At 75.8% G+C, this 23,677-nt stretch carries 21 protein-coding genes; 13 read left to right on the forward strand and 8 right to left on the reverse strand.

What is annotated here, in order from left to right:
* Positions 1 to 19 precede the first annotated feature (19 nt).
* Positions 20 to 1,786 (reverse strand): hypothetical protein, encoded by a 1,767-nt coding sequence (locus tag KUM42_RS19925; protein ID WP_237494246.1) that lies wholly within the window; start codon positions 1,784 to 1,786, stop codon positions 20 to 22.
* Positions 1,787 to 1,864: 78 nt separating this feature from the next.
* Positions 1,865 to 2,659 carry a hypothetical protein gene (locus tag KUM42_RS19930; RefSeq protein ID WP_237494247.1) on the reverse strand — a complete coding sequence of 265 codons (795 nt, stop codon included), beginning with the start codon at positions 2,657 to 2,659 and terminating at the stop codon, positions 1,865 to 1,867.
* Positions 2,660 to 2,804: 145 nt separating this feature from the next.
* Between KUM42_RS19930 and KUM42_RS19935 the strand changes: the two genes are divergently transcribed.
* The 3 genes from KUM42_RS19935 (at position 2,805) to KUM42_RS19945 (ending at position 5,778) form a co-directional block, all read left to right on the forward strand.
* Entirely contained in the window at positions 2,805 to 4,190 is a 1,386-nt protein-coding gene (locus KUM42_RS19935; protein ID WP_237494248.1) for an MFS transporter, read from the forward strand.
* 217 nt (positions 4,191 to 4,407) lie between these two features.
* Complete coding sequence (gene cynS / locus KUM42_RS19940) at positions 4,408 to 4,857, forward strand: cyanase (protein ID WP_237494249.1); 450 nt, start codon at positions 4,408 to 4,410, stop codon at positions 4,855 to 4,857.
* Between the two features lie 51 nt (positions 4,858 to 4,908).
* The gene (locus KUM42_RS19945; protein WP_237494250.1) at positions 4,909 to 5,778 is read left to right on the forward strand and encodes a formate/nitrite transporter family protein; all 870 of its coding nucleotides are present in this window, start codon (positions 4,909 to 4,911) and stop codon (positions 5,776 to 5,778) included.
* Between the two features lie 76 nt (positions 5,779 to 5,854).
* Here the strand turns inward: KUM42_RS19945 and KUM42_RS19950 are convergent, their stop codons facing one another.
* A complete protein-coding gene (locus KUM42_RS19950) occupies positions 5,855 to 7,003 on the reverse strand; it encodes a uroporphyrinogen-III synthase (RefSeq protein WP_237494251.1) in 1,149 nt (382 codons plus the stop codon).
* Between the two features lie 93 nt (positions 7,004 to 7,096).
* Between KUM42_RS19950 and KUM42_RS19955 the strand changes: the two genes are divergently transcribed.
* The 5 genes from KUM42_RS19955 (at position 7,097) to KUM42_RS19975 (ending at position 10,197) form a co-directional block, all read left to right on the forward strand.
* Positions 7,097 to 7,594, forward strand: coding sequence for a PH domain-containing protein (locus KUM42_RS19955; RefSeq protein WP_237494252.1), 498 nt, complete (start codon positions 7,097 to 7,099; stop codon positions 7,592 to 7,594).
* Positions 7,595 to 7,975: 381 nt separating this feature from the next.
* The gene (gene infC, locus KUM42_RS19960; RefSeq protein WP_237494253.1) at positions 7,976 to 8,557 is read left to right on the forward strand and encodes a translation initiation factor IF-3; all 582 of its coding nucleotides are present in this window, start codon (positions 7,976 to 7,978) and stop codon (positions 8,555 to 8,557) included.
* Positions 8,558 to 8,662: 105 nt separating this feature from the next.
* The gene (gene rpmI, locus KUM42_RS19965) at positions 8,663 to 8,857 is read left to right on the forward strand and encodes a 50S ribosomal protein L35 (RefSeq protein WP_163612779.1); all 195 of its coding nucleotides are present in this window, start codon (positions 8,663 to 8,665) and stop codon (positions 8,855 to 8,857) included.
* A 39-nt stretch (positions 8,858 to 8,896) separates the two neighbouring features.
* Complete coding sequence (gene rplT, locus KUM42_RS19970) at positions 8,897 to 9,301, forward strand: 50S ribosomal protein L20 (protein ID WP_237494254.1); 405 nt, start codon at positions 8,897 to 8,899, stop codon at positions 9,299 to 9,301.
* 101 nt (positions 9,302 to 9,402) lie between these two features.
* Positions 9,403 to 10,197, forward strand: coding sequence for an RNA methyltransferase (locus KUM42_RS19975; RefSeq protein ID WP_237494255.1), 795 nt, complete (start codon positions 9,403 to 9,405; stop codon positions 10,195 to 10,197).
* A gap of 43 nt (positions 10,198 to 10,240) precedes the next feature.
* Here KUM42_RS19975 and KUM42_RS19980 read toward each other — a convergent pair whose 3' ends face one another.
* Positions 10,241 to 12,493 carry a diguanylate cyclase domain-containing protein gene (locus KUM42_RS19980; RefSeq protein WP_237494256.1) on the reverse strand — a complete coding sequence of 751 codons (2,253 nt, stop codon included), beginning with the start codon at positions 12,491 to 12,493 and terminating at the stop codon, positions 10,241 to 10,243.
* A 116-nt stretch (positions 12,494 to 12,609) separates the two neighbouring features.
* Between KUM42_RS19980 and pheS the strand changes: the two genes are divergently transcribed.
* From pheS to KUM42_RS19995, 3 genes are read left to right on the forward strand one after another with little or no spacing between them, the layout of a single operon-like run.
* A complete protein-coding gene (pheS, locus tag KUM42_RS19985) occupies positions 12,610 to 13,677 on the forward strand; it encodes a phenylalanine--tRNA ligase subunit alpha (protein WP_237494257.1) in 1,068 nt (355 codons plus the stop codon).
* A complete protein-coding gene (gene pheT / locus KUM42_RS19990) occupies positions 13,674 to 16,136 on the forward strand; it encodes a phenylalanine--tRNA ligase subunit beta (protein ID WP_237494258.1) in 2,463 nt (820 codons plus the stop codon). Before pheS ends, pheT begins: the two co-directional genes overlap by 4 nt.
* A gap of 36 nt (positions 16,137 to 16,172) precedes the next feature.
* On the forward strand, positions 16,173 to 17,003 hold the full coding sequence (locus KUM42_RS19995; RefSeq protein ID WP_237494259.1) for an SDR family NAD(P)-dependent oxidoreductase: 831 nt from the start codon (positions 16,173 to 16,175) through the stop codon (positions 17,001 to 17,003).
* Between the two features lie 18 nt (positions 17,004 to 17,021).
* Here KUM42_RS19995 and KUM42_RS20000 read toward each other — a convergent pair whose 3' ends face one another.
* The 4 genes from KUM42_RS20000 to KUM42_RS20015 form a co-directional block, all read right to left on the reverse strand.
* Positions 17,022 to 17,903 carry a diacylglycerol kinase family protein gene (locus KUM42_RS20000; protein WP_237494260.1) on the reverse strand — a complete coding sequence of 294 codons (882 nt, stop codon included), beginning with the start codon at positions 17,901 to 17,903 and terminating at the stop codon, positions 17,022 to 17,024.
* Between the two features lie 90 nt (positions 17,904 to 17,993).
* Positions 17,994 to 18,308 carry an STAS domain-containing protein gene (locus KUM42_RS20005; RefSeq protein ID WP_237494261.1) on the reverse strand — a complete coding sequence of 105 codons (315 nt, stop codon included), beginning with the start codon at positions 18,306 to 18,308 and terminating at the stop codon, positions 17,994 to 17,996.
* Positions 18,309 to 18,412: 104 nt separating this feature from the next.
* On the reverse strand, positions 18,413 to 20,218 hold the full coding sequence (locus KUM42_RS20010; protein ID WP_237494262.1) for a glycosyltransferase: 1,806 nt from the start codon (positions 20,216 to 20,218) through the stop codon (positions 18,413 to 18,415).
* The gene (locus tag KUM42_RS20015; protein ID WP_237494263.1) at positions 20,215 to 21,417 is read right to left on the reverse strand and encodes a glycosyltransferase family 4 protein; all 1,203 of its coding nucleotides are present in this window, start codon (positions 21,415 to 21,417) and stop codon (positions 20,215 to 20,217) included. The genes KUM42_RS20010 and KUM42_RS20015 overlap by 4 nt, the downstream gene beginning before the upstream one ends.
* Positions 21,418 to 21,538: 121 nt before the next feature.
* Here KUM42_RS20015 and KUM42_RS20020 point away from each other — a divergent pair, with 121 nt between their 5' ends.
* The gene (locus KUM42_RS20020; RefSeq protein ID WP_370629325.1) at positions 21,539 to 22,612 is read left to right on the forward strand and encodes a glycosyltransferase family 9 protein; all 1,074 of its coding nucleotides are present in this window, start codon (positions 21,539 to 21,541) and stop codon (positions 22,610 to 22,612) included.
* Positions 22,609 to 23,658: a glycosyltransferase gene (locus KUM42_RS20025; RefSeq protein ID WP_237494265.1), complete on the forward strand. Its 1,050-nt coding sequence runs from the start codon at positions 22,609 to 22,611 to the stop codon at positions 23,656 to 23,658. The genes KUM42_RS20020 and KUM42_RS20025 overlap by 4 nt, the downstream gene beginning before the upstream one ends.
* Positions 23,659 to 23,677: the final 19 nt, after the last annotated feature.

A 23,677-nucleotide genomic window follows, 5' to 3' on the forward strand; every position in this document is an offset into this window, starting at 1 on the left:
CGCCGGCCGCGCTGCGGGCTCAGCCCCGCAGGTCGGCGTCCTGGAGCACCGGCGCGCTGACGGTGCCGTCCGCGGGGGTGTCGACCTCGACGCCGGTGACCAGCCCGGGGGAGGTGACCACCGCGACGCCGTCGTCCATCGCGCGGTCGTCGAGGACCTCGCCGGCGGCGTCGAGCAGCCGCACCCGGTCGGCGCCGCGGGGCGCGACGACGAGCAGCAGCGGCTCCGGCGCCCCGAACGCGCAGCGCAGCGCCACCACCCGCTGGGCGAGCGGCGGCCCCGACGGGAGGACCCCGGTGACGCACGTGCTGCTGTCGGCCTGGCCGCTGAGGTCGCGGGCGTACCCGAACGGTGCGGTCAGCACGACCGCCCCGGAGGGCTGCGGCACCGCGACGACGGCGGTGCGCACCGTGCGGGCGTCGCGTCCGGGCAGGTCGCCGGCCCACAGCACCGTCGTCCCGGAGATGTCGGCGCGCTGGCCCAGCCGGCCCAGCAGGTCCTGCAGCTGCTGGTTCACCGCGGTGTCGCCGACCGCGGGCCCCGGCGCGTTCCGCAGCCGGGGCAGCCAGGGCGGGCCGGGGTCGGACTCGGTGACGACGTCGACCGGGCCGGCCGGCAGCTCGCGGTCGGCCCGCGTGACGCGGAAGCGCACCGCGGGGGAGTCGGTGCGCGTCGACTGCTGCAGCGTCACCGCGGCCACGCCGTCGACGGTCTCGGCCGGTGACCAGCTGCGGGTCACGCTGCCGCCGGCGGTGACCTCCGGCCGCGGGGAGACCGTCACCTGGTCACCGGGGGCACCGACGACCACGAGCGCGCCGCTGACCGGCGCGGCCAGCGCCACCGGCAGCGTCCGGTCCGGGCCCAGCTGCACGGCCTGCACGCGCATCCCGCGGGGCGCGGCCCCGGGCGGGCCGGCGAACCAGGCGGCGGCGAAGTCGATGCCCTCGCCGCTGACCACGAGCGCGGCGCGGCCGCCCTCCACGTCGTCGGCCCACACGACCCGGCGGCTCGGTGGCGGGGGCTCGGTGGCCAGGTCGGTGCCGGCCCAGCTCTGGTCGCGGAGCTCGGCGAGGAAGGCGGCGTCCCCGGCGAGCGAGCCCCGGGTGGGCCCGGCGAAGACGTCGACGGGCGGGACCGGCTCCCCGGGCCACGGGACGACGCGGACCAGCGCCACCAGTCCGGCCAGCACCAGCACCGCGGCCAGCACGCGCCGCCGGGCCCGTCGCCGGTCGCGGCGCCGGTCGTCCGCGTCGTGGTCGAGCGCGGCGGCCTGCGCGTCCGAGAGCGGCGTCCGGGCGGCCAGGGCGCGCAGCCGGTCGGGCAGCGGCGTGCGGTCGGGCTCGGACGGCGGTGGCGGCGAGCCGGGTGCGCGGAAGGGGGCCTCGAAGCGCTCCCGCTCCGCCCGCTGCCGCGCGTCCTGGCGGGCGAGCTCCGCGCGCAGCGCGGCCACCGCCTCGGCGGGTGTGCCGCCGAGCGTGGAGGCGGTCGCCGGGTCCAGCAGGGAGACGACGGCCAGCGTGCGGATCGCCCGGGGGAGCGCGCGCAGGGCGTCGGTGAGCGCCTCGGCGCCCGGGTCCCGCAGCGCGGACGCCGCCGGTGGGGGAGCGGCGGCGTCGGGGGAGTCCAGCGCGGCCACCGCGACCGCCCGCCGCAGCCCGGCGGGCTCACGATGCCGCCCGGCCAGCGCAGCCGTCACCAGCGCCTCGGCGCCGGCCCGGTCGTCGGTGAGCAGCACGGCCAGGGGCCAGGGGCCGGCCGGCCCGGAGACGTCGTCGTCGATGTGCACGTGCCCCTCCGTCCTGCCGGGCCACCAGCGTCGTCCATCGACGCCGACCCTGCACGGAGGCGGTCCAGGGGAGAGGGCTCAGGGGGTGGCGAGGTCCAGGTCGGCCAGGGCCGCGGCCACGTCCTCCTCGCGCACGAAGTCCAGCGCCAGCAGGCGGTGCACCAGCACCCCGCGGCGGGTCAGCCGCAGGTCGGCCGGACGCAGCCGGGCGCGCACCGCGCCGGGCCGGGCGAGCGCCGGCGGCGGGTCGAGCAGGCCGGCGCGCTGCAGGTCGGTGACGTCCTCGCGGGCGCCCCACGCCCGCCAGGCGAGCGGCTCGTCGTCCAGCGACCCCAGGGGCAGCGGCGCCCGGTCGCGCCGTCCGACGGCGGCCAGGAACACCAGCTGCCGCCAGCTGCACGACTGCGCCAGCTGCAGCGCACGAGCGGCCAGCGCGGTGTCGACGTCGGGGGAGACCACGACCTCGGCGACCAGGTAGCCCAGGTGCCGCACCCGGCGCTCCTCGGTGGTGGTCCGCGCGGCCTGGACGACGTCCTCGACCAGGCGCTCGGCGGCCGAGCGGGCCGCCGTGCTGACGGTGAAGAAGCCGTCGCCGCGCACCGCCCGCCCCTGGGCTGCGCGGGTGACCGACAGCTCGGCGGCGAACGCGAGGACGGCGCCGGCGCGGGCGCGCTCCCAGGTCAGCGGCAACCCGGCGGCGGAGGTGGCGGCCTCGCGCAGGCAGGAGGCCAGTCGCTCGTCCAGCCGCACGGCGCTGCCCTCGGGGTCGAAGAGCAGCCCCGCGACGGCGCGGGTCATCGAGCCGGCGACCAGCTCACCGGTCTCGACCAGGTCGCGGCCGGGGGCGCGCTCGTTCCCACGGGAGTCCCTCACGCGGTGATCATGGCGCGGCCGGGGCGGGAACGCACCCGGCCACCGGCGGCCCTCACCACAGCGGGGCAGGGGCGGTGAGCACAACGGAACACGAGGTCACCGCTGCGGCAACGGCGAGGCCATACCGACCCGCCACCGTTCCGTCATGGCCAGCTCCGTCACCGAGACCACCGCTCCGACGACCCCGCACCAGCCCGGCCGCCTCGGTGGCCGCTGGATCGATGACTGGCGCCCCGAAGACCCCGACTTCTGGGAGTCCACCGGCAAGGGCGTCGCCCGCCGCAACCTGTTCTTCTCCGTCTTCTCCGAGCACATCGGTTTCTCCATCTGGAGCCTGTGGTCGGTGATGGTGCTGTTCCTGCCCGAGCCGGTGTTCGGCATCGACCCGGCCGGGAAGTTCTTGCTCACCACCCTGCCCACCGCGCTGGGCGCCTTCGTCCGGCTGCCCTACACCTTCGCCGTCGCCAAGTTCGGCGGCCGCAACTGGACGATCTTCAGCGCCGCCCTGCTGCTGGTGCCGACCATCGCCACCGCGATCGTGCTCGAGCCGGGCGTCTCCTTCGGCACGCTGCTGTTCGTCTCCTGCCTCGCCGGCGTCGGCGGTGGCAACTTCGCCAGCTCCATGACCAACATCAACGCCTTCTACCCGACCCGGCTCAAGGGCTGGGCGCTCGGGCTCAACGCCGGCGGCGGCAACCTCGGCGTCCCGGTGATCCAGCTGGTGGGCCTGCTGGTGCTGGCCACCGCAGGCGCCGACAGCCCGCGGGTCGTGCTCTATGTCTACCTGCCCTTCATCGTGCTCGCCGCGGTGGGCGCCGCACTGGTGATGGACAACCTGACCTCGGCGCGCAACCAGCCCCGGGCGATGCGCGAGGTCGCCCGCGAGCCGCACACCTGGATCATGTCCTTCCTCTACATCGGCACCTTCGGCTCCTTCATCGGCTTCGGGTTCGCCTTCGGCCAGGTGCTGCAGAACCAGTTCCACGACGACTTCGCCACCCCGCTGGCGGCCGCGCAGCTCACCTGGCTCGGCCCGCTGCTCGGTTCGCTCATCCGCCCCCTCGGCGGCTCGCTGGCCGACCGCTTCGGCGGCGCCCGGATCACCTTCTGCACCTTCATCGCCATGGCGGCCGGTGCCACGGTGGTGCTGATGGCCAGCAAGCAGCAGTCGCTGCCGCTGTTCCTCGTCGGGTTCGTGGCGCTGTTCGTCCTCAGCGGCCTCGGCAACGGCTCGACCTACAAGATGATCCCGGCGATCTTCCGGGCCAAGGCCATGGACGCCGTGGCCGCCGGGGGCGACACGGTCGCAGCCGACCGGCTGGCGCTGCGCCGGTCCGGGGCGCTGATCGGCATCGCCGGCGCGGTCGGTGCCTTCGGCGGGGTGCTGGTCAACCTGGCCTTCCGCCAGTCGTTCCTGGAGACGAAGACCGGCGACAGCGCCTACCTCGCGTTCATCGCCTTCTACGCCGTCTGCGTCGTCGTCACCTGGGCGGTCTACCTGCGTCCGGGCAACCGGCTCGCCGGGGTCTGAGGCCCGGGGACGGCGGGCGGGGCGCGGTCGGCGCCCCGCCCGCCGTGCGTTGTAGGCGCGTTCCCGCGGCCGCACGGTGGTCCCCGGCCGCGGTGCGGTGCGCGTCCCGCGCCGGTCACGCCGGCGAACGGAGGCCGTCATCCGGGCTCCCTAGGGTCGGGTCACCGGGACGCACAGCCACCGCACAGCGTCCCGTCCACCCACCACGAGGAGCTCGATGTCCCCGATCCTCACCAGGTCCGACGCCGCCGACCTGGTGGTCGCCGCCCGGATCAGGCACGGCCTGTCCTGGTCGCAGATCGCCGACCGGATCGGCGCACCGCTGGTCTGGTGCACCGCCGCCCTGCTCGGCCAGCACCCGATGAGCCGCGAGCAGGCCGAGGGGGTCTGCACGCTGCTGGAGCTCGACGAGACCGTGGCCGAGAGCCTGCAGCTGCAGCCGTCCCGCGGCTCGGACCCGGCCCTGCTCACCGACCCCACGGTCTACCGGCTTATGGAGGCCATGTCGGTCTACGGCCCGGCCCTCAAGGCGCTCATCCACGAGGAGTTCGGCGACGGGATCATGAGCGCGATCAACTTCAAGATCGACATCGCCCGCCGCCCGGACCCCGACGGCGATCGCGTCGTCATCACCCTCGACGGGAAGTTCCTCGACTACCGCTGGTGACCCCCGCACGTACCCACACGACCCCCCTGCACCCGCCAGTCGAGGAGCCCCATGTCCTACGTGATGCCCAAGGACTTCGTGACCAAGATGATCGACGCCGGTGAGGCGAAGGTCTTCATGGCCACCCGCGACACCCTGATCCGGGCCTTCATGGCCGGCGCGGTCCTCGCGCTGGCCGCGGCCTTCGCGGTCACCGTCACCGTGCAGACCGGGCAGGCCCTCGTCGGCGCTCTGCTCTTCCCGGTCGGCTTCTCCCTGCTCTACCTGCTCGGGTTCGACCTGCTCACCGGCGTCTTCACGCTGGTGCCGCTGGCGCTGATCGACAAGCGCAAGGGCGTCACCGTGCGCGGCATGCTGCGCAACTGGGGCCTGGTGTTCACCGGCAACTTCGCCGGCGCCCTGGTCGTCGCGGTGATGATGGCGGTGATCTTCACCTACGCCTTCTCCGTGCCGCCGAACGAGATCGGGGAGCGGATCGGGTCGATCGGCGAGGCCCGCACGGTCGGGTACGCCGATCACGGCGCGGCCGGGATGCTGACGCTGTTCCTGCGCGGGGTGCTGTGCAACTGGATGGTCTCCACCGGGGTCGTCGCGGCGATGCTGTCCACCTCGGTGTCCGGGAAGGTCATCGCGATGTGGATGCCGATCCTGCTGTTCTTCTACATGGGCTTCGAGCACTCGGTCGTGAACATGTACCTGTTCCCGTCCGGGCTGATGCTCGGTGGCGACTTCTCGATCGGTGACTACCTGGTCTGGAACGAGGTCCCGACCGTGCTGGGCAACCTGGTCGGCGGCCTGGCCTTCGTCGGGCTCACCCTCTACGCCACCCACGCCCGCACCGCCGCCAGTCGCCGGCCGGCCGACACCGCAGCCGTCGAGCCCGTCCCGGCGCCGCGGGAGGAGACCGTGTCCGTCGGCTGAACCTGTCCGTCCGCCGGGGCGGTCGCCCACCTCCGGGTGGGTGACCGCCCCGGTGCCGTCCCCGGCGGGCGGTCGTTCAGACGGCCAGGCGGTAGCCGCGCTTGACGACCGTCTCGACCACCGGGGCGCCGAGCGCCGCGCGCAGCCGGGTGACCGCCATCTCCACCGCGTGCGCGTCGCCGCCACCGGAGAGCTCGCCGAGCAGGTCGGGGCGGGAGACCACCACGCCGGGACGGCGGGCGAGCGCACGCAACACCGCCATCGGGCCCGGCGGCAGCTCGACCAGCCGCCCGTCGAGCACCGCGGCGTGCCCGCGCACCTGCAGGGTGTGCGCGCCGCAGGTGAGCACCGGGTGCCGCGCGGGCAGGTCGGAGACCACGGAGCGGGCCAGCGCCCCCAGCCGGGCCCGCTCCGGCTGCACCGTGCGGATGCCGGCGGCCTCGAGCGGGGCGGCGGTCACCTGCCCCACGGCCACCGCGAGCACGGCGTCGGCGAAGGCGGCGAGCACCCCGGCCCGCACACCCTCCTCGCCGGCGACCTGCAGCAGGCTCGCCGCGGCCGGGGCGCTGGTGAAGGTGACCGCGTCGACCCCGCGGGCGGCGATCGCCACGACCAGCCGGCGCAGCGGGGCGGTGTCCTCGGGCAGCACCCACCGGTAGACCGGGACGGTCAGCACGTCGGCGCCGGCCGCGCGCAGCCCGGACACCAGGTCGGGCAGCGGGTCACCGTGCAGCTGGACGGCGATCCGGCGTCCCTGGATCGGCCCCTCGGCGCCCGACAGCAGGTGCGCGAGCACCTCCGCGGAGTTCTCCGACTCCGGCGACCAGGCGTCGACCAGGCCCGCGCCGCGGATCGCCCCCCGCGCCTTCGGGCCGCGGGCCAGCACCCGCGAGCCGAGCAGGTGCTCCCGCAGCGGGAGGTCCCAGGCCTCGGCTGCCTCCAGCCAGCCGCGGAAGCCCACGCCGGTGGTGGCGACCACCAGGTCGACCGGCTCGGCCAGGACCTCGCGGGTGGCGGCCACCAGCTCGGCGTCGTCGGACAGCGGCACGATGCGGATCGCCGGGGCGTGGACGACCCGTGCGCCGCGGCGGTCCAGCAGCGCGCCGAGCTCCTCGCTGCGCCGGGCCGCGGTGACCGCGACGGTGTAGCCGGCCAGCGGCAGCAGCTCCAGGGGGGCGGCTGCGCCGGAGCTCTCCGCCTCGGGGGCGAGCGCGGGGTCGGTCACCCCTCCATGGTGCGGCCTCGGTGTTCCAACCGTGTGACGCACCAGCGGCGGCCACCGCTGCACGGGCGGTGCCGGGGCGTGCACGATGGTGGCGTGCCCCCGACCCCGCCGCCCCCGGTCTCCGCCGTCCCGCGCCGGTTGCGGCTGATCACGGCGCTGGCCGCCGCCGGCCTGGTCGTCGTGATGAGCGTGGTGGCCGTGCTGCTCAAGAGCTCCACCACCGGCGTCGTGTCCTTCCACACCTCCGACCAGGTGGCCATGGTCGGGCTGGGCCTGGCGATGGCGGCCGGCGTCCTGATGGTGGGGCGGTCGCGGGTGGACGCGGACGCCGACGGCATCCGGGTGCGCAACGTCGTTATCAACCACGAGGTGCCGTGGGCGGCGGTGCGGGCGGTGCGCTTCGACCAGCACTCACCGTGGGCCACGCTGATGCTCACCAACGACGACGAGCTGGCCGTCTCCGCCGTCCAGGCCGCGGACGGCGCGCGTGCGCTGGCCGCGGTGCGCGGGCTGCGCGCCCTGCTCGGCGACCACCAGGCCCGGGCGGCCGCTGCCGCCCCGCCCAAGGAGGACCTGCTCTACCCCGACTGAGGTCCGCCGCGGGCCCGGGAATGACGCAGCGGGGGCCCGCGCTGTACAGTGGGCAGGCCTCCCCGGAGGCGTGTGAACCACCCGGTGGTCACGATCGCGAGATCGAGGCCACCGACCAAAGAGGAGCCCGCTCCCACCTGGTGCCGTCAAGGCGCTCAGGTCCCCGGAAGGCGACCGGCGTGTCCGGTCGTCGCCGTGACCGCACCCTCGACGAGGGTGCCGGTCCGGCAGTCGGCGAGTGGGCCCTGTGAGCGATCAGCTCACGGGGCCTTCTGTCGTCCATGCCCCGGGACGGGTGCGGCTCCTCCCCGCAGCAGCAGAGGAGAGGCCATCACCGAGCCCCGCATCAACGACCGTATCCGCGTCCCCGAGGTCCGCCTGGTGGGACCCGAGGGCGAGCAGGTCGGCATCGTGTCGATCGGCGAGGCGCTGCGGCTGGCGCAGGACAGCGAGCTCGACCTCGTCGAGGTCGCGCCCATGGCGCGCCCGCCCGTCGCCAAGCTCATGGACTACGGCAAGTTCAAGTACGAAGCCGCGCAGAAGGCCCGCGAGGCCCGGCGGAACCAGGCGCTCACCGTCATCAAGGAGATGCGGCTGCGCCTGAAGATCGACCCGCACGACTACGAGACCAAGAAGGGCCACGTCGAGCGCTTCCTCAAGGGCGGCGACAAGGTCAAGATCACCGTGATGTTCCGCGGTCGCGAGCAGTCCCGCCCCGAGATGGGCTACAAGCTGCTCCAGCGACTGGCCGGGGACGTGTCCGACCTGGGGATCGTGGAGTCGAACCCCAAGCAGGACGGCCGCAACATGGTCATGGTGATCGCTCCGCACCGGAACCAGGTGGCCTCCGACGCCGTCCGGCGCACCGCGAAGGCGGAGAAGCACGCAGCGTCGGAGCCGCAGGCCCCGGCCGCGCAGGCTCCCGCTGAGCAGGCCCCGGCAGAGCAGGCCCCTCCGGCCTGAGCCGGACGGCCCGCAGCACCGACCTGCACCACGCACCACCGAGACCGCCCGCGCCCGGGGGCACCAGCTGCCCCCGGCGCGGACATCCACGAACAGGACGAGGACATGCCGAAGAACAAGACCCACAAGGGCGCCGCCAAGCGGATCCGCGTCACGGGCACCGGGAAGCTGGTGGCCGAGCACACGAACAACCAGCACAAGTTCGAGCACAAGTCTGGCTCCCGGAAGCGGCGGATCTCCGGCACGGCTGAGCTGAACCCTGCTGACACCAGCCGGATGAAGAAGCTCCTCGGCATCTGATCCCGCCCCCCTCCCGAACGAGCAGACAGGAGCTTCCACGTGGCACGCGTGAAGCGGGCGGTCAACGCCCAGAAGAAGCGTCGTACGACCCTCGAGGCAGCCAGTGGGTACCGCGGCCAGCGGTCCCGGCTGTACCGCAAGGCCAAGGAGCAGATCCTCCACTCCGCGACCTACAACTACCGCGACCGCAAGGTCCGCAAGGGTGACTTCCGCAAGCTGTGGATCACCCGCATCAACGCCGCGGCGCGGCAGAACGACATGACCTACAACCGGTTCATGCAGGGCCTGAAGCTGGCCGGCATCGAGCTGGACCGCAAGGTGCTGGCCGAGCTCGCCGTCAACGAGCCCGCCACCTTCACCTCGCTGGTGGCCTCGGCCCGCGCCGCACTGCTGGCGAACCCGCAGGCGACCGGCGCGGCACAGGCCGACCCCGCCGCTGCCTGAGCAGTACCCCGCACCACCCAGCGACGCCGTCGCCGGTGGGTCCTCGAGACCTCCCGGCGACGGCGTCGCTGTCTGTCCGGCCCGACCATGAGAGGAACCTCGTGCCCGACCTCCTGACCGAGCGCTCCGCGCGGGTCGTCGCCGCCCGCAAGCTCACCCGCCGCAGTGGCCGGGACGACGCCGGGGCCTTCCTCGCCGAGGGCCGCCAGGCGGTCAGCGAGGCCCTCGCCGAGCCGGGCGCCGTGCGCGAGGTCCTCGCCACCGAGGCAGCGGCCGCCACGCACCGCGACCTGCTGGCCACCACCGACGTCCCGGTGCGGCTGGTGACGGACAAGGCCGCGGCCGTGCTGTCGGAGACGGTCACCCCGCAGGGCCTGGTCGCCGTCTGCGCGCTGCGCGACGTCCCCGCGCAGCGGCTGGTCACCGACCCGCCGCGGCTGTCCGTGGCGCTGGCCGAGCTGAACGACCCGGGCAACGCCGGCACCGTGCTGCGCACCGCCGACGCCTGCGGTGCCGGCGCGGTCGTCTTCGGGGCCGGCTCGGCCGACCCCTACAACGGCAAGGTCGTGCGCAGCAGCGCCGGGAGCCTCTGGCACGTCGACGTGGTGCGCAGCGCGCCGCTGCCCGGACTCATCGCCGAGCTGCAGGCCGCCGGGGTGACCGTGCTGGCCGCCGACGGCGGGGGAGAGGTGGCCCTGGACGCCGCCGAAGGCGACGGGCTGCTGGCCGGGCCGGTGCTGTGGTTGTTCGGGAACGAGGCGCGGGGGCTGGACCCCGCCCTCGCCGCGGCCGCCGATGCCCGCGTCCGCATCCCGATGCGCGGCCGGGCGGAGAGCCTCAACCTCTCGGTGGCCGCCGCGATCTGTCTCTACGCCACCCAGCTCGCCCAGGGGTGAACGGAGTGCGGGCGCGCAGGAGACCTGCACGCCCGCACTCCGCTCAGCGGTCGGCGGGGTGCTTGCCGGCGTACATCCGGGCGTCGGCGCGGTGCAGCAGCGGGCCGAACTCGTCGCCGTCCTCGGGGTGCACGGCCACGCCGATGCTCACCCGCACGGTCACCTCGCTGCCGGCCAGCTCGACCGGGTGGGTGAGCGCGGCGCGGAGGTCGTCGGCGACCCGCTCGGCCTCGACCCGGGCGGTCGCGGCGTCCAGACCCAGCAGGCCGACCAGGAACTCGTCGCCCCCGAGGCGGGCCAGCAGGTCACCGCGGCGCAGCCGGGCACGCAACCGGTCGGCGACGGTCTGCAGGAGCTCGTCGCCGGCGGCGTGACCGAAGGCGTCGTTGACCGCCTTGAAGCCGTCGAGGTCGAGGAACAGCAGCGCGACGGCGCCCCCGTCGAGGCGGGCCTGCCACAGGGCGGTCTCCATCCGCTCCTCCAGCCGGCGGCGGTTGGGCAGGCCGGTGAGCGGGTCGGTGTAGGCCAGCTCCTCGATCCGGGCCAGGTGCTGGCGGGTGCGGTCCCGCTCGGTGAGCAGCTCGCGCTCGGCCGTCACCCGGGTGGTGACGTCGTTCTGCACGCCGATGTACTGCACCACGACCCCGCGGGCGTCGTGCACGGGCGCCAGGTGGATCTCGTTCCACCACGGCTCGCGCTGCGGGCCGCGGTGGTTGAGCAGGGTCGCGCGGAACTCCTGGCCGGCGTTGATGGCCGAGCGCATCCGGGTGATCACGGCCGGGTCGGTGTCCGGGCCCTGCAGGAAGCGGCAGTTGCGGCCCAGCACCTGGGCGGCCGACTGCCCCGCGAGGGACTCGAACGCGGCGTTGACGTAGATGAGCGGCTGGTCGGGCGCGGTCATGTCGGTGATGGCGACGCCGCTGGTGGTGGCGGCCAGGGCGCGCAGCAGCAGCGGCTCGTCCGGTGAGGGGCCGACCAGCGTCGAGTGCGCCAGCGCGGCGATGACCTCCGGTGTGGGGGCCGTGGTCTCGGGCTCCGGCGGTGCGGGCTGGGCGGCGACCCGGGCGACGAGGGAGATCCCCGCCAGCTCCACGGTGGTCCGCTCGTAGGTCAGGGCGTACTCGTACCGGCGCTGGGCGTCCGGGCCGCTGTCACCGAGGTCGCGGGCCAGCAGGGCCGCGCTGAAGTGGGGGCTCAGGACGACGACGTCCCACTCGCCGCGCACCGGGTCGTCGGGGTGCAGGTGCGCGCCGCGCAGGCCCGGCACCGGCTCCACGGGCAGGTCGGCACCGAGGGCGCAGACGAAGCCGGTGCGGGCGACGAGGTCGCGGTAGCGCAGCGTGGTGGCCGGGGTGAAGTGCCGGGCCTCCTGGAAGGTGGAGGCCACGACGCAGGTCTCGCCCAGCCGCATGGCCTGCCGCTCGAGGTGCTTGCTCAGCTCGATGAGCAGGGCCTTCGGCGCCACGCGCAGCTCGGTGCCGGCGGGCAGGCAGCCGAACGGGGAGCCGTGCACGTCGGCGTCCAGGGGGATCGCCTTGGGCAGCTTGAGCGCGGCGACCTCGCGGTCGGTCACCGCGGTGGGCCCCGGCCGGCCGAAGTGCCAGCCCTGCCCGAGGCTCGCGCCCAGCGCCATGGCCATGGCCAGGTGGGCCTCGTCCTCGATGCCCTCGGCGAGCACCAGGGCGCCGGTGCGCTCGGCGTAGCCGTTGACCGCGTTCATGATCTCCGCGACCGCCGGGCCGGGGCGCTGCTGCACGAGCTTCAGGTCCAGCTTCACGACGTCCGGGCGGAGCAGGGGCATGAAGGCCAGCGACATCGACTCCGCGCCGACGTCGTCCAGGGCGATGCCCCAGCCGACCTCGCGGACCCGTTCGACGGCCCGCAGCAGGTCCGCCGGGCGGGTGGCCAGCGCGCGCTCGGTGATCTCCACGACCACCCGCAGCCCGGCGGGCGCGGTCGTGGCGATCGCCAGCAGGTCCTCCAGCGGCGCGGACTCCAGCACCTCGGGCTCGACGTTGACGAAGACGGTCAGCGGGGGGCCCAGCCGTGCGGCCACTGCGCCCCGCAGGGCCGCGGAGCGGCAGAGGGCGTCGAGCTCGGCCAGCCGGCCGGCGGTCCGGGCGGCGGCGAACAGCGCGTCCGGGGTGTGCAGCGGTCCCTGGGGGCCGCGGGCCAGCGCCTCGTAGGCGACGATGCGTCCGGTGCCCAGCTCGACGATCGGCTGGTAGACGCTGTGGACGGCGCCGGTGCGCAGGACGTCGTCGAGCGATGAGGTGGGGGTGGCGATCGAGGTCACGTGAGCCCATCGGCACGTCCGGGCCCCACCTGGGTGTCCGCGCGGGTCCCGCCACCCCAACGGGTGATCGGAACCCGGGCGCGCGGGGAGTCCTCCGCCCGGCAGAATGACCTCCTGTGTCTGGCGCCAACGATCCCTACGACCCCAAGCAGGTCGCCGCGCTCTCCCCGGAGGCCCTCGACGCCGCGGTGAGCGCCGCGGTCGAGGCCTTCGCCGCGGCCGGTGACCTGGCCGAGCTGGCCGCTGTCCGGCCGGCCCACCTGGGCGACCGCGCGCCGGTGCTGCTGGCCCGCCGCGAGCTCGGTGCGCTGCCGCCCGCGGCCCGCTCGGACGCCGGCAAGCGGGTGAACGCCGCCCGCGTGGCGGTCACCGACGCGTACGCCGAGCGGCTGGCCGTGCTGGAGGCCGAGCGCGACGAGCGGGTGCTGGCCGAGGAGCGCGTCGACGTCACGCTGCCCTGGGACCGTGCCCCGCGCGGTGCCCGGCACCCCCTGACCACGCTCACCGACCGGATCGCCGACGTCTTCGTCGGGATGGGCTACGAGGTCGCCGACGGCCCGGAGCTCGAGGCGGAGTGGCTGAACTTCGACGCCCTCAACACCGGCCCCGACCACCCGGCCCGGTCGCTGGCCGACACCTTCTTCGTGGCACCCGAGGACTCCGGCCTGGTGCTGCGCACCCACACCAGCCCGGTGCAGGCCCGCACCATGCTCGAGCGCACCCCGCCGATCTACGTGGTGGCGCCCGGGCGGGTCTACCGCACCGACGAGCTCGACGCGACGCACACCCCGGTGTTCCACCAGGTCGAGGGCCTGGCCGTCGACAAGGGCCTGACCATGGCCCACCTGCGCGGCACCCTGGACCACCTGGCCCGCTCGCTGTTCGGCGCCGACGCCCAGACCCGCTGGCGGCCGCACTTCTTCCCCTTCACCGAGCCCTCGGCGGAGTTCGACGTGTGGTTCCCCGAGCACCGCGACGGTCCGCAGTGGGTCGAGTGGGGTGGCTGCGGGATGGTCAACCCGCGGGTGCTCACCGCCTGCGGCATCGACCCGGAGGTCTACACCGGGTTCGCCTTCGGCATGGGCATCGAGCGCGCCCTGCAGTTCCGCTCCGGCGTCGGCGACATGCACGACATCGTCGAGGGCGACGTCCGTTTCACCTCAGCGTTCGGAGTCGAGCAGTGAAGGTCCCCGTCAGCTGGCTGTCCGAGATGGTCGACCTCCCGGCGGGCATCACCGTCGAGGAGCTCGACGCCGCCTTCATCCGGCTCGGTCTCGAGGTCGACGACGTCGTCCGCCCGCCGGTCACCACCGGCCCGCTGGTGGTCGGCCGGGTGCTGGAGATCGAGGAGCTCACCGGCTTCAAGAAGCCGATCCGCTACTGCCAGGTCGACGTCGGCGAGGAGTCCCCGCGCGGCATCGTCTGCGGCGCGCGCAACTTCGCCGTCGGTGACCTGGTCGTCGCCGCCCTCCCGGGTGCGGTGCTGCCCGGCGACTTCGCCATCGCCGCCCGGACGACCTACGACCACGTCTCCGACGGGATGATCTGCTCGGTCCGCGAGCTGGGGATCGGCGAGGACCACGCCGGGATCCTGGTGCTCGGCCAGGACGGGTACCCCCCCGGGACGCCGGCCGTCGGCGTCCTCGGCCTGGACGACGTCGTCTTCGACCTCGAGGTCACCCCGGACCGCGGCTACGCGATGAGCCTGCGCGGCATCGCCCGCGACCTGGCCGCCGCGCTGGCCGTCGACTGGCGCGACCCCGCGGCGCTCACCCCGCCCGCCTGGTCCGGCGAGCCGGCCTGGCAGGTCACCGTCGCCGACCCCGAGCGCTGCGACCGGTTCTCCATGGTCGCGCTGGAGGGCCTGGACCCGGCCGCGCCCAGCCCGTGGACGATCCGCCGCCGGCTGACCCAGTGCGGCGTCCGCACCATCTCGCTGGCCGTCGACGTCACCAACTTCGTGATGCTCGAGCTCGGCCAGCCGATGCACGCCTTCGACCGCGACCGGCTCACCGGCCCGATCGAGGTGCGGCTGGCCCGCGCCGGCGAGCGGCTCACCACCCTGGACGGCGTCGACCGCACGCTCACCGACGACGACCTGCTCATCGCCGACGGGTCCGGCCCCATCGGGCTGGCCGGCGTGATGGGCGGTGCGTCCACCGAGATCGGCGACGGCACCACCAGCGTGCTGCTGGAGGCCGCGCACTGGGCGCCCACCGGCATCTCCCGCGGTGTGCGCCGGCACAAGCTGCCCAGCGAGGCGGCCAAGCGCTTCGAGCGCGGCACCGACCCCGAGGTGACCGTCGTGGCGCTGGCCCGCGCGGCGGCCCTGCTGGCCGAGCACGGCGGCGCCCGCGTCGTCGGCGCGCCGGTCGACCTCGACGTCCGCGGTCCCCGCCCGGTCATCGCCCTCGATGCCGCCCTGCCCGGGCGGGTCTCCGGCGTCGACCACCCGGCCGCAGAGGTCGTCGACGTGCTCCGGGCGATCGGCGCCGGCGTCGACGCCGACGGCGAGCGCCTGCAGGTGACGCCGCCGTCCTGGCGCGGTGACCTGACCGACCCGGCCGACCTGGTCGAGGAGGTCGTGCGGTCCTTCGGCCTGGACGAGATCCCGTCGGTGCTGCCCAGCGCACCGGCCGGCCGCGGGCTCACCGACCGGCAGCGCCGCCGGCGCAGTGTCGGCCGCGCCCTGGCCGAGGCCGGCTACGTCGAGGCGCCGGCCTACCCGTTCCTCGGCACCACCGTGCTCGACCACCTGGGCATCCCGGCCGACGACGAGCGCCGCACGCTGATCACGCTGCGCAACCCGCTGTCGGAGGAGTCCCCGGCGCTCCGCACCACCCTGCTGCCCGGGTTGCTGGCCTCCCTGGCCCGCAACCTCGCCCGCGGCCAGCGCGACGTGGCGCTGTTCGAGCACGGCGCGGTCTTCCCCGGCGGCCTGACCGGCACCGCCCCGGTGCCCGGCGTCGACCGCCGTCCGGACGACGCGACGCTGGCCGCACTGCTGGGCGCGGTGCCCGTGCAGCCCTGGCACGTGGGCGTGGTGCTCACCGGTCAGCGCGAGCCGCGCGGCTGGTGGGGCCCGGGCCGCCCGGCCGACTGGGCCGACGCCGTCCAGGCCGCCCGGGTGGTGGCCGAGGCCGCCGGCGTCGAGCTGACCGTGCGCGCCGGCGAGCTGGCGCCCTGGCACCCCGGCCGCTGCGCCGAGCTGCTGGTCGGCGAGACGGTCGTCGGCCACGCCGGTGAGCTGCACCCGCGGGTGTGTGCGGCGCTGGAGCTGCCGGCCCGCACCTGCGCGATGGAGCTCGACCTCGACGCGCTGCCGCTCGGTGGCGTGCCGGTCGGGCCGGCCATCTCGACGTTCCCGCCGGTGCACATGGACGCCGCCCTGGTCGTCGCGGACGAGCACCCGGAGGCACTGGTGCGCGACGCGCTGGCCACCGGGGCGGGGGAGCTGCTGGAGGACCTGCGGCTCTTCGACGTCTACACCGGCACCCCGGTCCCCGCCGGCAGCCGGTCGCTGGCCTACGCGTTCACCTTCCGCGCGGCCGACCGGACGCTGACCACCGAGGAGGCCCGGGCCGCCTTCGAGTCCGCGGTCGCCGCGGCCGCCTCCGCCACCGGAGCGACGCTCCGTGCCTGAGGGAGGGCCCGTTCCCCCGACGCCCCGGGCGAGCCCGTGACCGGGGCCGGGGGTGACCGGGGGACGACCCTCGCCGGCACGGTCGCGCTGGTCACCGGGGCCTCGGCCGGCATCGGCCGGTACCTGGTGCAGGGGTTGGCCGAGCGCGGCGCGACCGTGGCCGGCCTCGCCCGCTCCGGGGACCGGCTGACCGCCGCGATGAACGAGGTCGCCGGGGCGACGGGTGCCCGCACGCTGGCCGTGGCCGCCGACGTCACCGACCCCGACGCGGTGCAGGCCGCGGTCACCCAGGTGGTCGCCGAGCTCGGTCCGGTCACGCTGCTGGTCAACAACGCCGGGCTGATCGACGCCGCCGAGGTGCCGCTGTGGGAGGCCGACCCCGACCAGTGGTGGGCGGTGGTCGAGAGCCAGGTGCGCGGGCCGTTCCTGCTCGCCCGCGCCGTCGTGCCCGGGATGGTCGCCGCCGGTGGCGGTCGGGTGATCGGGCTGGGCAGCGGGCTCGGCACGCGGGGGAGCGACGTCTACAGCGCCTACTCGGCCGGCAAGACCGCCCAGATGCGGATCACCGAGGGCATCGACCTGGCCGGGGCCACGCACGGCGTGCGCGCGTTCGACCTGGCGCCGGGCGTCATCGACACGGCGATGACGCGGGCGATGCCGATGCACGACGGCCGCACCGACTGGACCCGGCCCGAGGACGTCGTCGCCCTCGCGGTGGCGATCGCGGCCGGTGAGCTCGACCAGTGGTCGGGTCGCTTCCTGCGCGCCGGTGCCGACGACCTGGACACGCTGCGCCGCACGACCCCCGAGGACGCTGCCCGCCGACTACGGCTGCGCCCGTACGGGGACGCCGACCCGATCGGTTGAGCCCCCCGGCGGCCCCGCTCAGACGAGGGTGGCCAGGGCCCCCGGGGCGATGTCCACGGCGACCTCGGTGCCGGCGGTCAGCTCCACCAGCTCGCCGTCCAGCTGCAGCGGCATGGGGGCGAGCGCGGTGAAGGCGTAGTGCGTGGCGCTGGGCTGCGGACCCAGCCCGCGGGTCGCCGCGCGCAGGGCCGTGGCCAGCACCCGCAGCTTCCCGGTGTGCCGCTGGGTGACCACCTCGAAGCGGCCGTCGTCAGGGGCGGCGCCCTCGGTGAGCGTCGCGTACTTGGCCATCTGGGAGATGTTGGCGAAGACCAGGCTGTCGATGGTCCGCCGCTGCCCGTCCTCGAGCCGGACGGGGAAGGGGCGGAAGCGGGCGAATCCGCGCACGACCGCGACGATCTCCCGCCACGAGCCCTTGCCGCCCTGCTCCAGGTCGACGGCGACCACGGGGGTGAGCCCGACGCCGATGTAGGAGTGCGCGTACCGGGTCCGGGCGGTGGGGCCGGAGCCGAGGGTGAGCCGCAGCAGGTCGATGCGCCGGACGTCACCGGCCACGATCGCGTCGGCCAGGTGGTGCTCCCGGGTGGTGCGGCGGTGGTCGTTGGCGTTGCCGGCGGCCCGGACGGCGCACACGACCCGGTCGTTGCCGGACTGCACGGCGCCGTCGACGACCTCGTTGTAGCCACCGTCGCCGCTGACCGAGACGATCAGCGGGCTGCCGGTGGCCGCCACCTCACGGGCGATCTCCCGGGCGTGGCCGGCGTGCTCGGTGGGGCGCAGCTGGACCGGCGCCGCCGGCAGCCGCCGGGCCAGCTCGGCGCGCAGCTCCTCGGCCGACCGGGGCGCGTCGCCGGTGCTGTGCGGGTTGAAGACGATCACGATCCGGTCGAACGGGCTCACGGGGACGTCTCCTGGGACTGCGGTCGGCGCGCGGAGCGGGCGGCAGGACGCCGGAGATCCTGCCCGCTGCAGCGCCGGCGCGCGCGCCGGTCAGGAGACGGCGGCGAAGAGCCTCTCGACCCCGGCGATCTGGACCATCCGCTGCACGGTGTGCGAGGCGCGCCGCAGCTCCGGTACCTGGCCCGACCGGCGGGTGCCCTCGGTGGCCCGCAGCAGCAGCCGCAGCCCCGGCACGTCGAGGAACGTGGCGGCGGACAGGTCGACGGCCACCGCGGACCGCCGGCGATCGGGGACGGCGTCGTAGGCGTCGACGACCAGCCAGTCGACCTCGCCGCGCAGCCGGAGCACCGGCCCGCCGACCTCCTCGACCAGGTCGATCCCGCCGGGCAGCTCGGTGGTCTGCATGGTTCTCCTCCCCGGGCCGGCTCCGTCAGCCGCCTCGGGGACACCCTGCCCGGGGGGTCTGACAGAACCGCTGCCCGTTGCCTGCCGACTGGCTGGGGGCCGGTTCAGCGGGCGATCGAGCCGAACAGGGTGACCAGCCGGTCGGCGTGCGCGTCGAAGGTGTGCCGCTCGCGCGCCGCCAGCGCCGCCCGGCCGCCCGCCCGGGTGGCCAGCTCCCCGGCCAGGACGTCGGCCACGCCGTCGGCGGAGTCGTAGAACAGGCCGGTGCCGTCCTCGCGCAGCACCCGGGCCACCGAGACCAGCTGCCCGGGGTGGTCCGGCTGCAGCAGCGGCAGCCCCGCGGCCAGGCAGACCGGCAGCCGGGCGGGGGAGTTGAGGTCGTCCCAGCTGGCCCGGCGCAGCTCGCCGCCGTTGTCGCTGGGCAGGCGGTGCAGCCAGCCGGCGTCGTAGCGGGACAGCTCGCGCACCCAGTCCTCCGGCCCCACCGCGGGGTGCACGTGCACGTGGTCGGGTGCGGTCGCCAGCGCCTCGTCCAGCCACCCGGTCCACGACCCGGTCGGCCCCGGCGCCCGCACCCGCCCGTACAGGTGCGTGTGCACCCCGCGCCGGGCCAGCTCGACCAGCCAGTCGGCGTCCAGCCCGGCCGGGCGGCCGACGACCACGGTGTGCGGCTGACCGTCGGCGTCGGACAGCTTCGGCGACAACGGTGCGTCGAGCCAGTCGCGCTTGGGCAGGTCGCCGTCCAGCACGCCGAGCCGCGCCGGGTCGACCCGGCCGCGCAGCGCGCCGGCGAACCAGTCGCGCTCCTCCTCGGTGGCCAGCAGGCAGGCGTCGGCGCCGGTGACCAGGTCGGCCAGCAGCGGCCACTCCCCGCGCACCATGCTGCGCTGCGGGGCCTCCTTGAAGTGCCAGACGAACGGGACGTCGGGGAACGCGGCGCGCACCGCGTGCGCGAACGGCACGGCCCGCCAGTTCAGCTGTGCCCAGACGACGTCGGGTGCCAGTGCGGCGACGCCGTCGCGCCAGGTGTCGCGGTCGAGGTCGGGCACGTGCCCGAAGGGCAGCGGCCCGACCGTGGAGTCGCCCAGCCCGTCGGTGGTCCACAGCCCGGTGAGCCGGTGCCCGCGCTCGCGCAGCGCCAGCACCCGCTCCGGGTTGAACGCCAGCTCGCCGACCAGCAGCACCGACAGCCCGTCGGGCTCGGGGTACGCGCGGTCGCGGAACCGGGCGTATCGGGCGACCTCGTCGACCTCACCGCTGTCGGTGGAGGCGAACCGCAGTGGCTGCGCGACCCGGTAGCGGCTGCGGAAGACGTTGAGCCCGCCGTCGCTGGACTCCCGGACAGCCCGAGACCGCTGCCCGGCGTGCCGGGTCCAGGTGCAGGTCACCCGGCCGGTGTCCCCCGTCGTGCCGCGGCCGGTGACGCGGTGCCAGAACAGCCGGTCGAGGTCGTCGGCCTCCAGCTCCGCGCGCTCGGTCCACCGGTCCGCCGTCCGGCGGTGGGCGACCTGCACGAGCTGGGCGTACGGGGTGCCGGCGGGCTCGGTGAGGGCGCTGCGGGCGAGCACGACGTCCGGGCCGGCCAGGCACGCCAGCAGGGCGGTGAGGTGGTCGGTGGCCCAGACGTCGTCGGCCGGCAGGTACGCGACCACCGGTGCGGCGGTGGCGTCCAGGCCGGTGTTGAGCGCAGCCCCCAGGCCCCGGTTCCGCGGGTGGGTGAGCAGCCGGACGCGCGGGTCGGCCAGCGCCTCCACCGCGGCGGCGACCGCCGCCGGGTCGGGGGAGCCGTCGTCGACGACGACGGCCTCCCAGTCGGTCACCTGCTGGGCGAGCAGCCCGTCGAGCGCGCGGGGCAGCCACGCCGACTGGTCGTGCACCGGGACCAGGACGGCGACCCGCGTGCCGGTCACGCCGGGACGGTCAGCGCCGGCTCGCCGCCCCGCACCTGCCGGTAGACGTCCGCGACCCGGGTGGACAGGTGCGGCCACGAGTAGTCCCGCGACCGCTCCCGGGCGCCCGCCGCGAGCCGGGCGCGCAGCTCCCGGTCGGCGACGAGCCGGTCCAGGGCGGCGGTGAGGGCGGGCACGTCACCGGGCGGGACGAGCAGGCCGGTCTCGCCGTGCCGCACCACCTCGGGGATGCCGCCGACGTCGCTGGCGACCACCGGCAGGCCGGCGACCATCGCCTCGACCAGCACCGACCCCATCTCCTCGTAGGCCGAGGGGAGCACCAGCAGGTCCAGCGACGCCAGCACCCCGGGGACGGCGGAGTGCTCCACGAAGCCGCTCGTGCTGATCCGGTCGGCGGCCGGGCTGGCGCGGATGAGGGCGTGCACGCGGTCGCGCTCAGGTCCGTCGCCCACCACGACCAGGTCGGCCTCCTCCCGCATCGCGCCGAAGGCGGTGACCAGCAGGTCGGCCCGCTTCTGTGCGGCCAGCCGGCCCACGTAGCCGATCCGCGGCCGGTCGTGCGCGGCCGTGCCCGGTGCACGCTCGAACAGGGTCGGCTCGAAGCCGGAGGGGATGACGTTGATCCGCCCGGCCGGGACGCCGTCGGCCCGCAGCGCGGCCGCCGTCCGCTCGGTGAGGACGACGACGGCGTCGGCCCGGCGCAGCGTGCTGCGCTCGATCAGCCCGCCGACGGCCCGCACCATCCGCGCGTGCAGCGAGTGCGCGGTGAGCGTGTGCCCGACGCTGCAGTGCACCGTGACGACGAGTGGGCAGCGGTGCCGCCGGGCGGCGAGCCGGGCCAGCACCAGGGTGGCGAGGTCCTCGCCCTGGTGGCCGTGCACGACGTCGACGGGGGCCGCACCGCGGGAGAGCGCGCGGGGGAGCGCGGCCAGTGCCCACAGCTGCCGGGCCCGGCGGGTGCGCACCCCCGTGCGGTGCACGAGCGCGCCGGCGCCCTGGCCGGTGGACCGGCGCGGCCCGCCCAGCCGCGAGGTGAGCACGGTCTGCGAGTGGCCCTGCGCGTCCAGGCAGCGGGTCAGCGCCGCGGTGTGGTTCTGCATCCCGCCGATCGGGTCGAACCGGGCGGTGCGGGCGTCCAGCCCGGCACCGTCGGCTGCTGCCGGCGGCTCGAAGACACTGCACAACCGCAGGACGTGCACCCTGCCACCTCCGCGTCCGACGACCGTCGGCTGCGGTCGGTTGTGCGCAGTAGAGCACGTCCACCCGCCGCGGCGCCCGGTGCGCGGGCCCGGTGAGCGGGGTGCCCGGGCGCCGGGCAGGATGCCCTGCGTGCCGCTCCCGCTCGCCGACCCCGCCGTCCGCCGGGTCGCCCTCGTGCGGCTGCGGGTCGGCCTGGGTGACCTGCTCTGCTCGGCGCCGGCGCTGCGCCGGCTCCGCGAGCACCGCCCCGACCTGCACGTCACCCTCATCACCTGGCCGGAGATGGCCGGGGTGGTCGAGCGCTACGCCGACGACGTCGACGAGCTGCTGCCCTTCCCCGGTGCCGAGGGCATCCCCGAGCGGACGCCGGACCCCGCGGGCTGGGCGCCGTTCCTCGCCGCCGCGCACGAGCGGGACTTCGACCTGGCGCTGCAGGTCTACGGCGACCGGCCGCCGGCCAACCGGGTGACCGCCTCGCTGGGGGCGCGCATCGTGGGCGGGTTCGCCCCGACCGGCTGGGACCCGCCGGCGGGCACCGAGGCGACCCACCTGCGCTACCCGCTGGACCTGCACGAGGCGCAGCGGCACCTGCGGCTGTTCGAGCACCTCGGGCTGCCGGCCGGTCCGCCGCCGGCGATGCACTTCCCGCTCACCGCCGCCGACCGCGCCGAGCACGCCGCCACCCTGGCCGCCACGGGTCTGACGCCCGGCCGCTACGTCGTCCTGCACCCGGGCGCCTCCGCGCCGACTCGCCAGTGGCCCACCGAGCGGTACGCCGCGGTCGGGGACGCGCTCGCCGCCGACGGCTGGGACGTCGTCCTCACCGGGGTGCCCGGCGAGCGGGGGATCAGCGCCACGGTGCGGGAGCGGATGCGGGCGCCGGTCACCGACCTGACGGGTGCGACGAGCCTGGGCGGGCTGGCCGCGCTGCTGGCCGACAGCGCCGTGCTGATCGGCAACGACACCGGGTCCGCGCACCTGGCCGTCGCCGTCGGAGCCGCCAGCGTCACCGTGTTCCTGCCCGGGGACCCCGTCCGCTGGGCGCACACCGGGCCGCGGCAGCGGGCGGTGGTGGCCGACGTGCCCTGCGCACCGTGCCCGCACCTGGTCTGCCCGATCGACTTCCGCTGCGCCGCCTCGGTGCGGGTGGCCGCCGTCGTGGCCGCGGCCCGCGAGCTGGTGGACGTCCGGTGAGCCGCCGCATCAGCCTGGTCGCCGACTCCGACGCCTGGGGCGGGGCCGAGGTGTACCTGACCCACCTGCTGCAGAACGCCGCCGACTCGGGTTGGACGGCGTCGCTGGTGGTCGCCGAGCCGGTGGCCGACGGGTTCGCCCGGCGCCTGCCCGGGATCCCGACCACCGTCGTCCCGCTGGTCCGGCACCGCAGCGACGCCCCGGAGGTGCGGGCCGCGCTTGCCGCCCAGCAGCCCGACGCCGTCCTGGTCAACCTGGTCGACCCCGGCTCGAACGCCGCCGCGGTCACCGCCGCGCTGGCCACCGCGCCCACCGCCGGCGTGCTGCACCTGCCCGGCGACACCGGCACCGGTGCGCAGCGGAGTGCGCTGGCCGACCTCTACGGCCGGCTCGGCCTGGTGCTGGGCACCTGCGAGGACGCCCGCGAGCAGGTGGTCACCGAGCTGGGCGTCGCCCGCGAGCGCACCGGCGTCGTCCCCAACGGCGTGCACCTGCCGGCGGTCGCCACCGGGCCGGCCGGGCACACACCGCCGCGGATCGGTGCGTTCGGGCGGCTGACCGCGCAGAAGGGCTTCGACCTGCTGCTCGGTGCGGTGCGCCGGCTGGTCGCCGAGGACCGCGAGCTGGACGTCGTCATCGGCGGGCACGGACGGGACGCCGACCGGCTGCGGGAGCTGGCCGCCGGGCTGCCGGTGAGGTTCACCGGCTTCGTCGACGACGCGCCCGCGTTCCTCGCCGACGTCGACCTCTTCGCCCTGTCCTCCCGCCGGGAGGCGTTGCCGCTGGTACTGCTGGAGGCGATGGCGGCCGGGCTGCCGTGCGTCACCACCGCCGTCGGAGACGTGGTCGGGGCGGTGGGGGAGGACGCGGTCGTCGTCCCGGTCGGGGACGAGGTGGCGATGGCCGCCGCGCTCGGTGCGCTGCTGGACGACGCCGACCGGCGGGCCGACCTCGGTGCGCGGGCCCGGGAGCGCGCCGTCCGGGAGATGGGCGCACCCCTGATGGCCCGCCGGACGTTCGCGCTCCTGGACCGCCTCGTCGGCTGAGTCGCCGGGCGGCTGGGCG

The sequence above is a fragment of the Modestobacter sp. L9-4 genome, from assembly GCF_019112525.1.
Classification (GTDB): Bacteria; Actinomycetota; Actinomycetes; order Mycobacteriales; family Geodermatophilaceae; genus Modestobacter.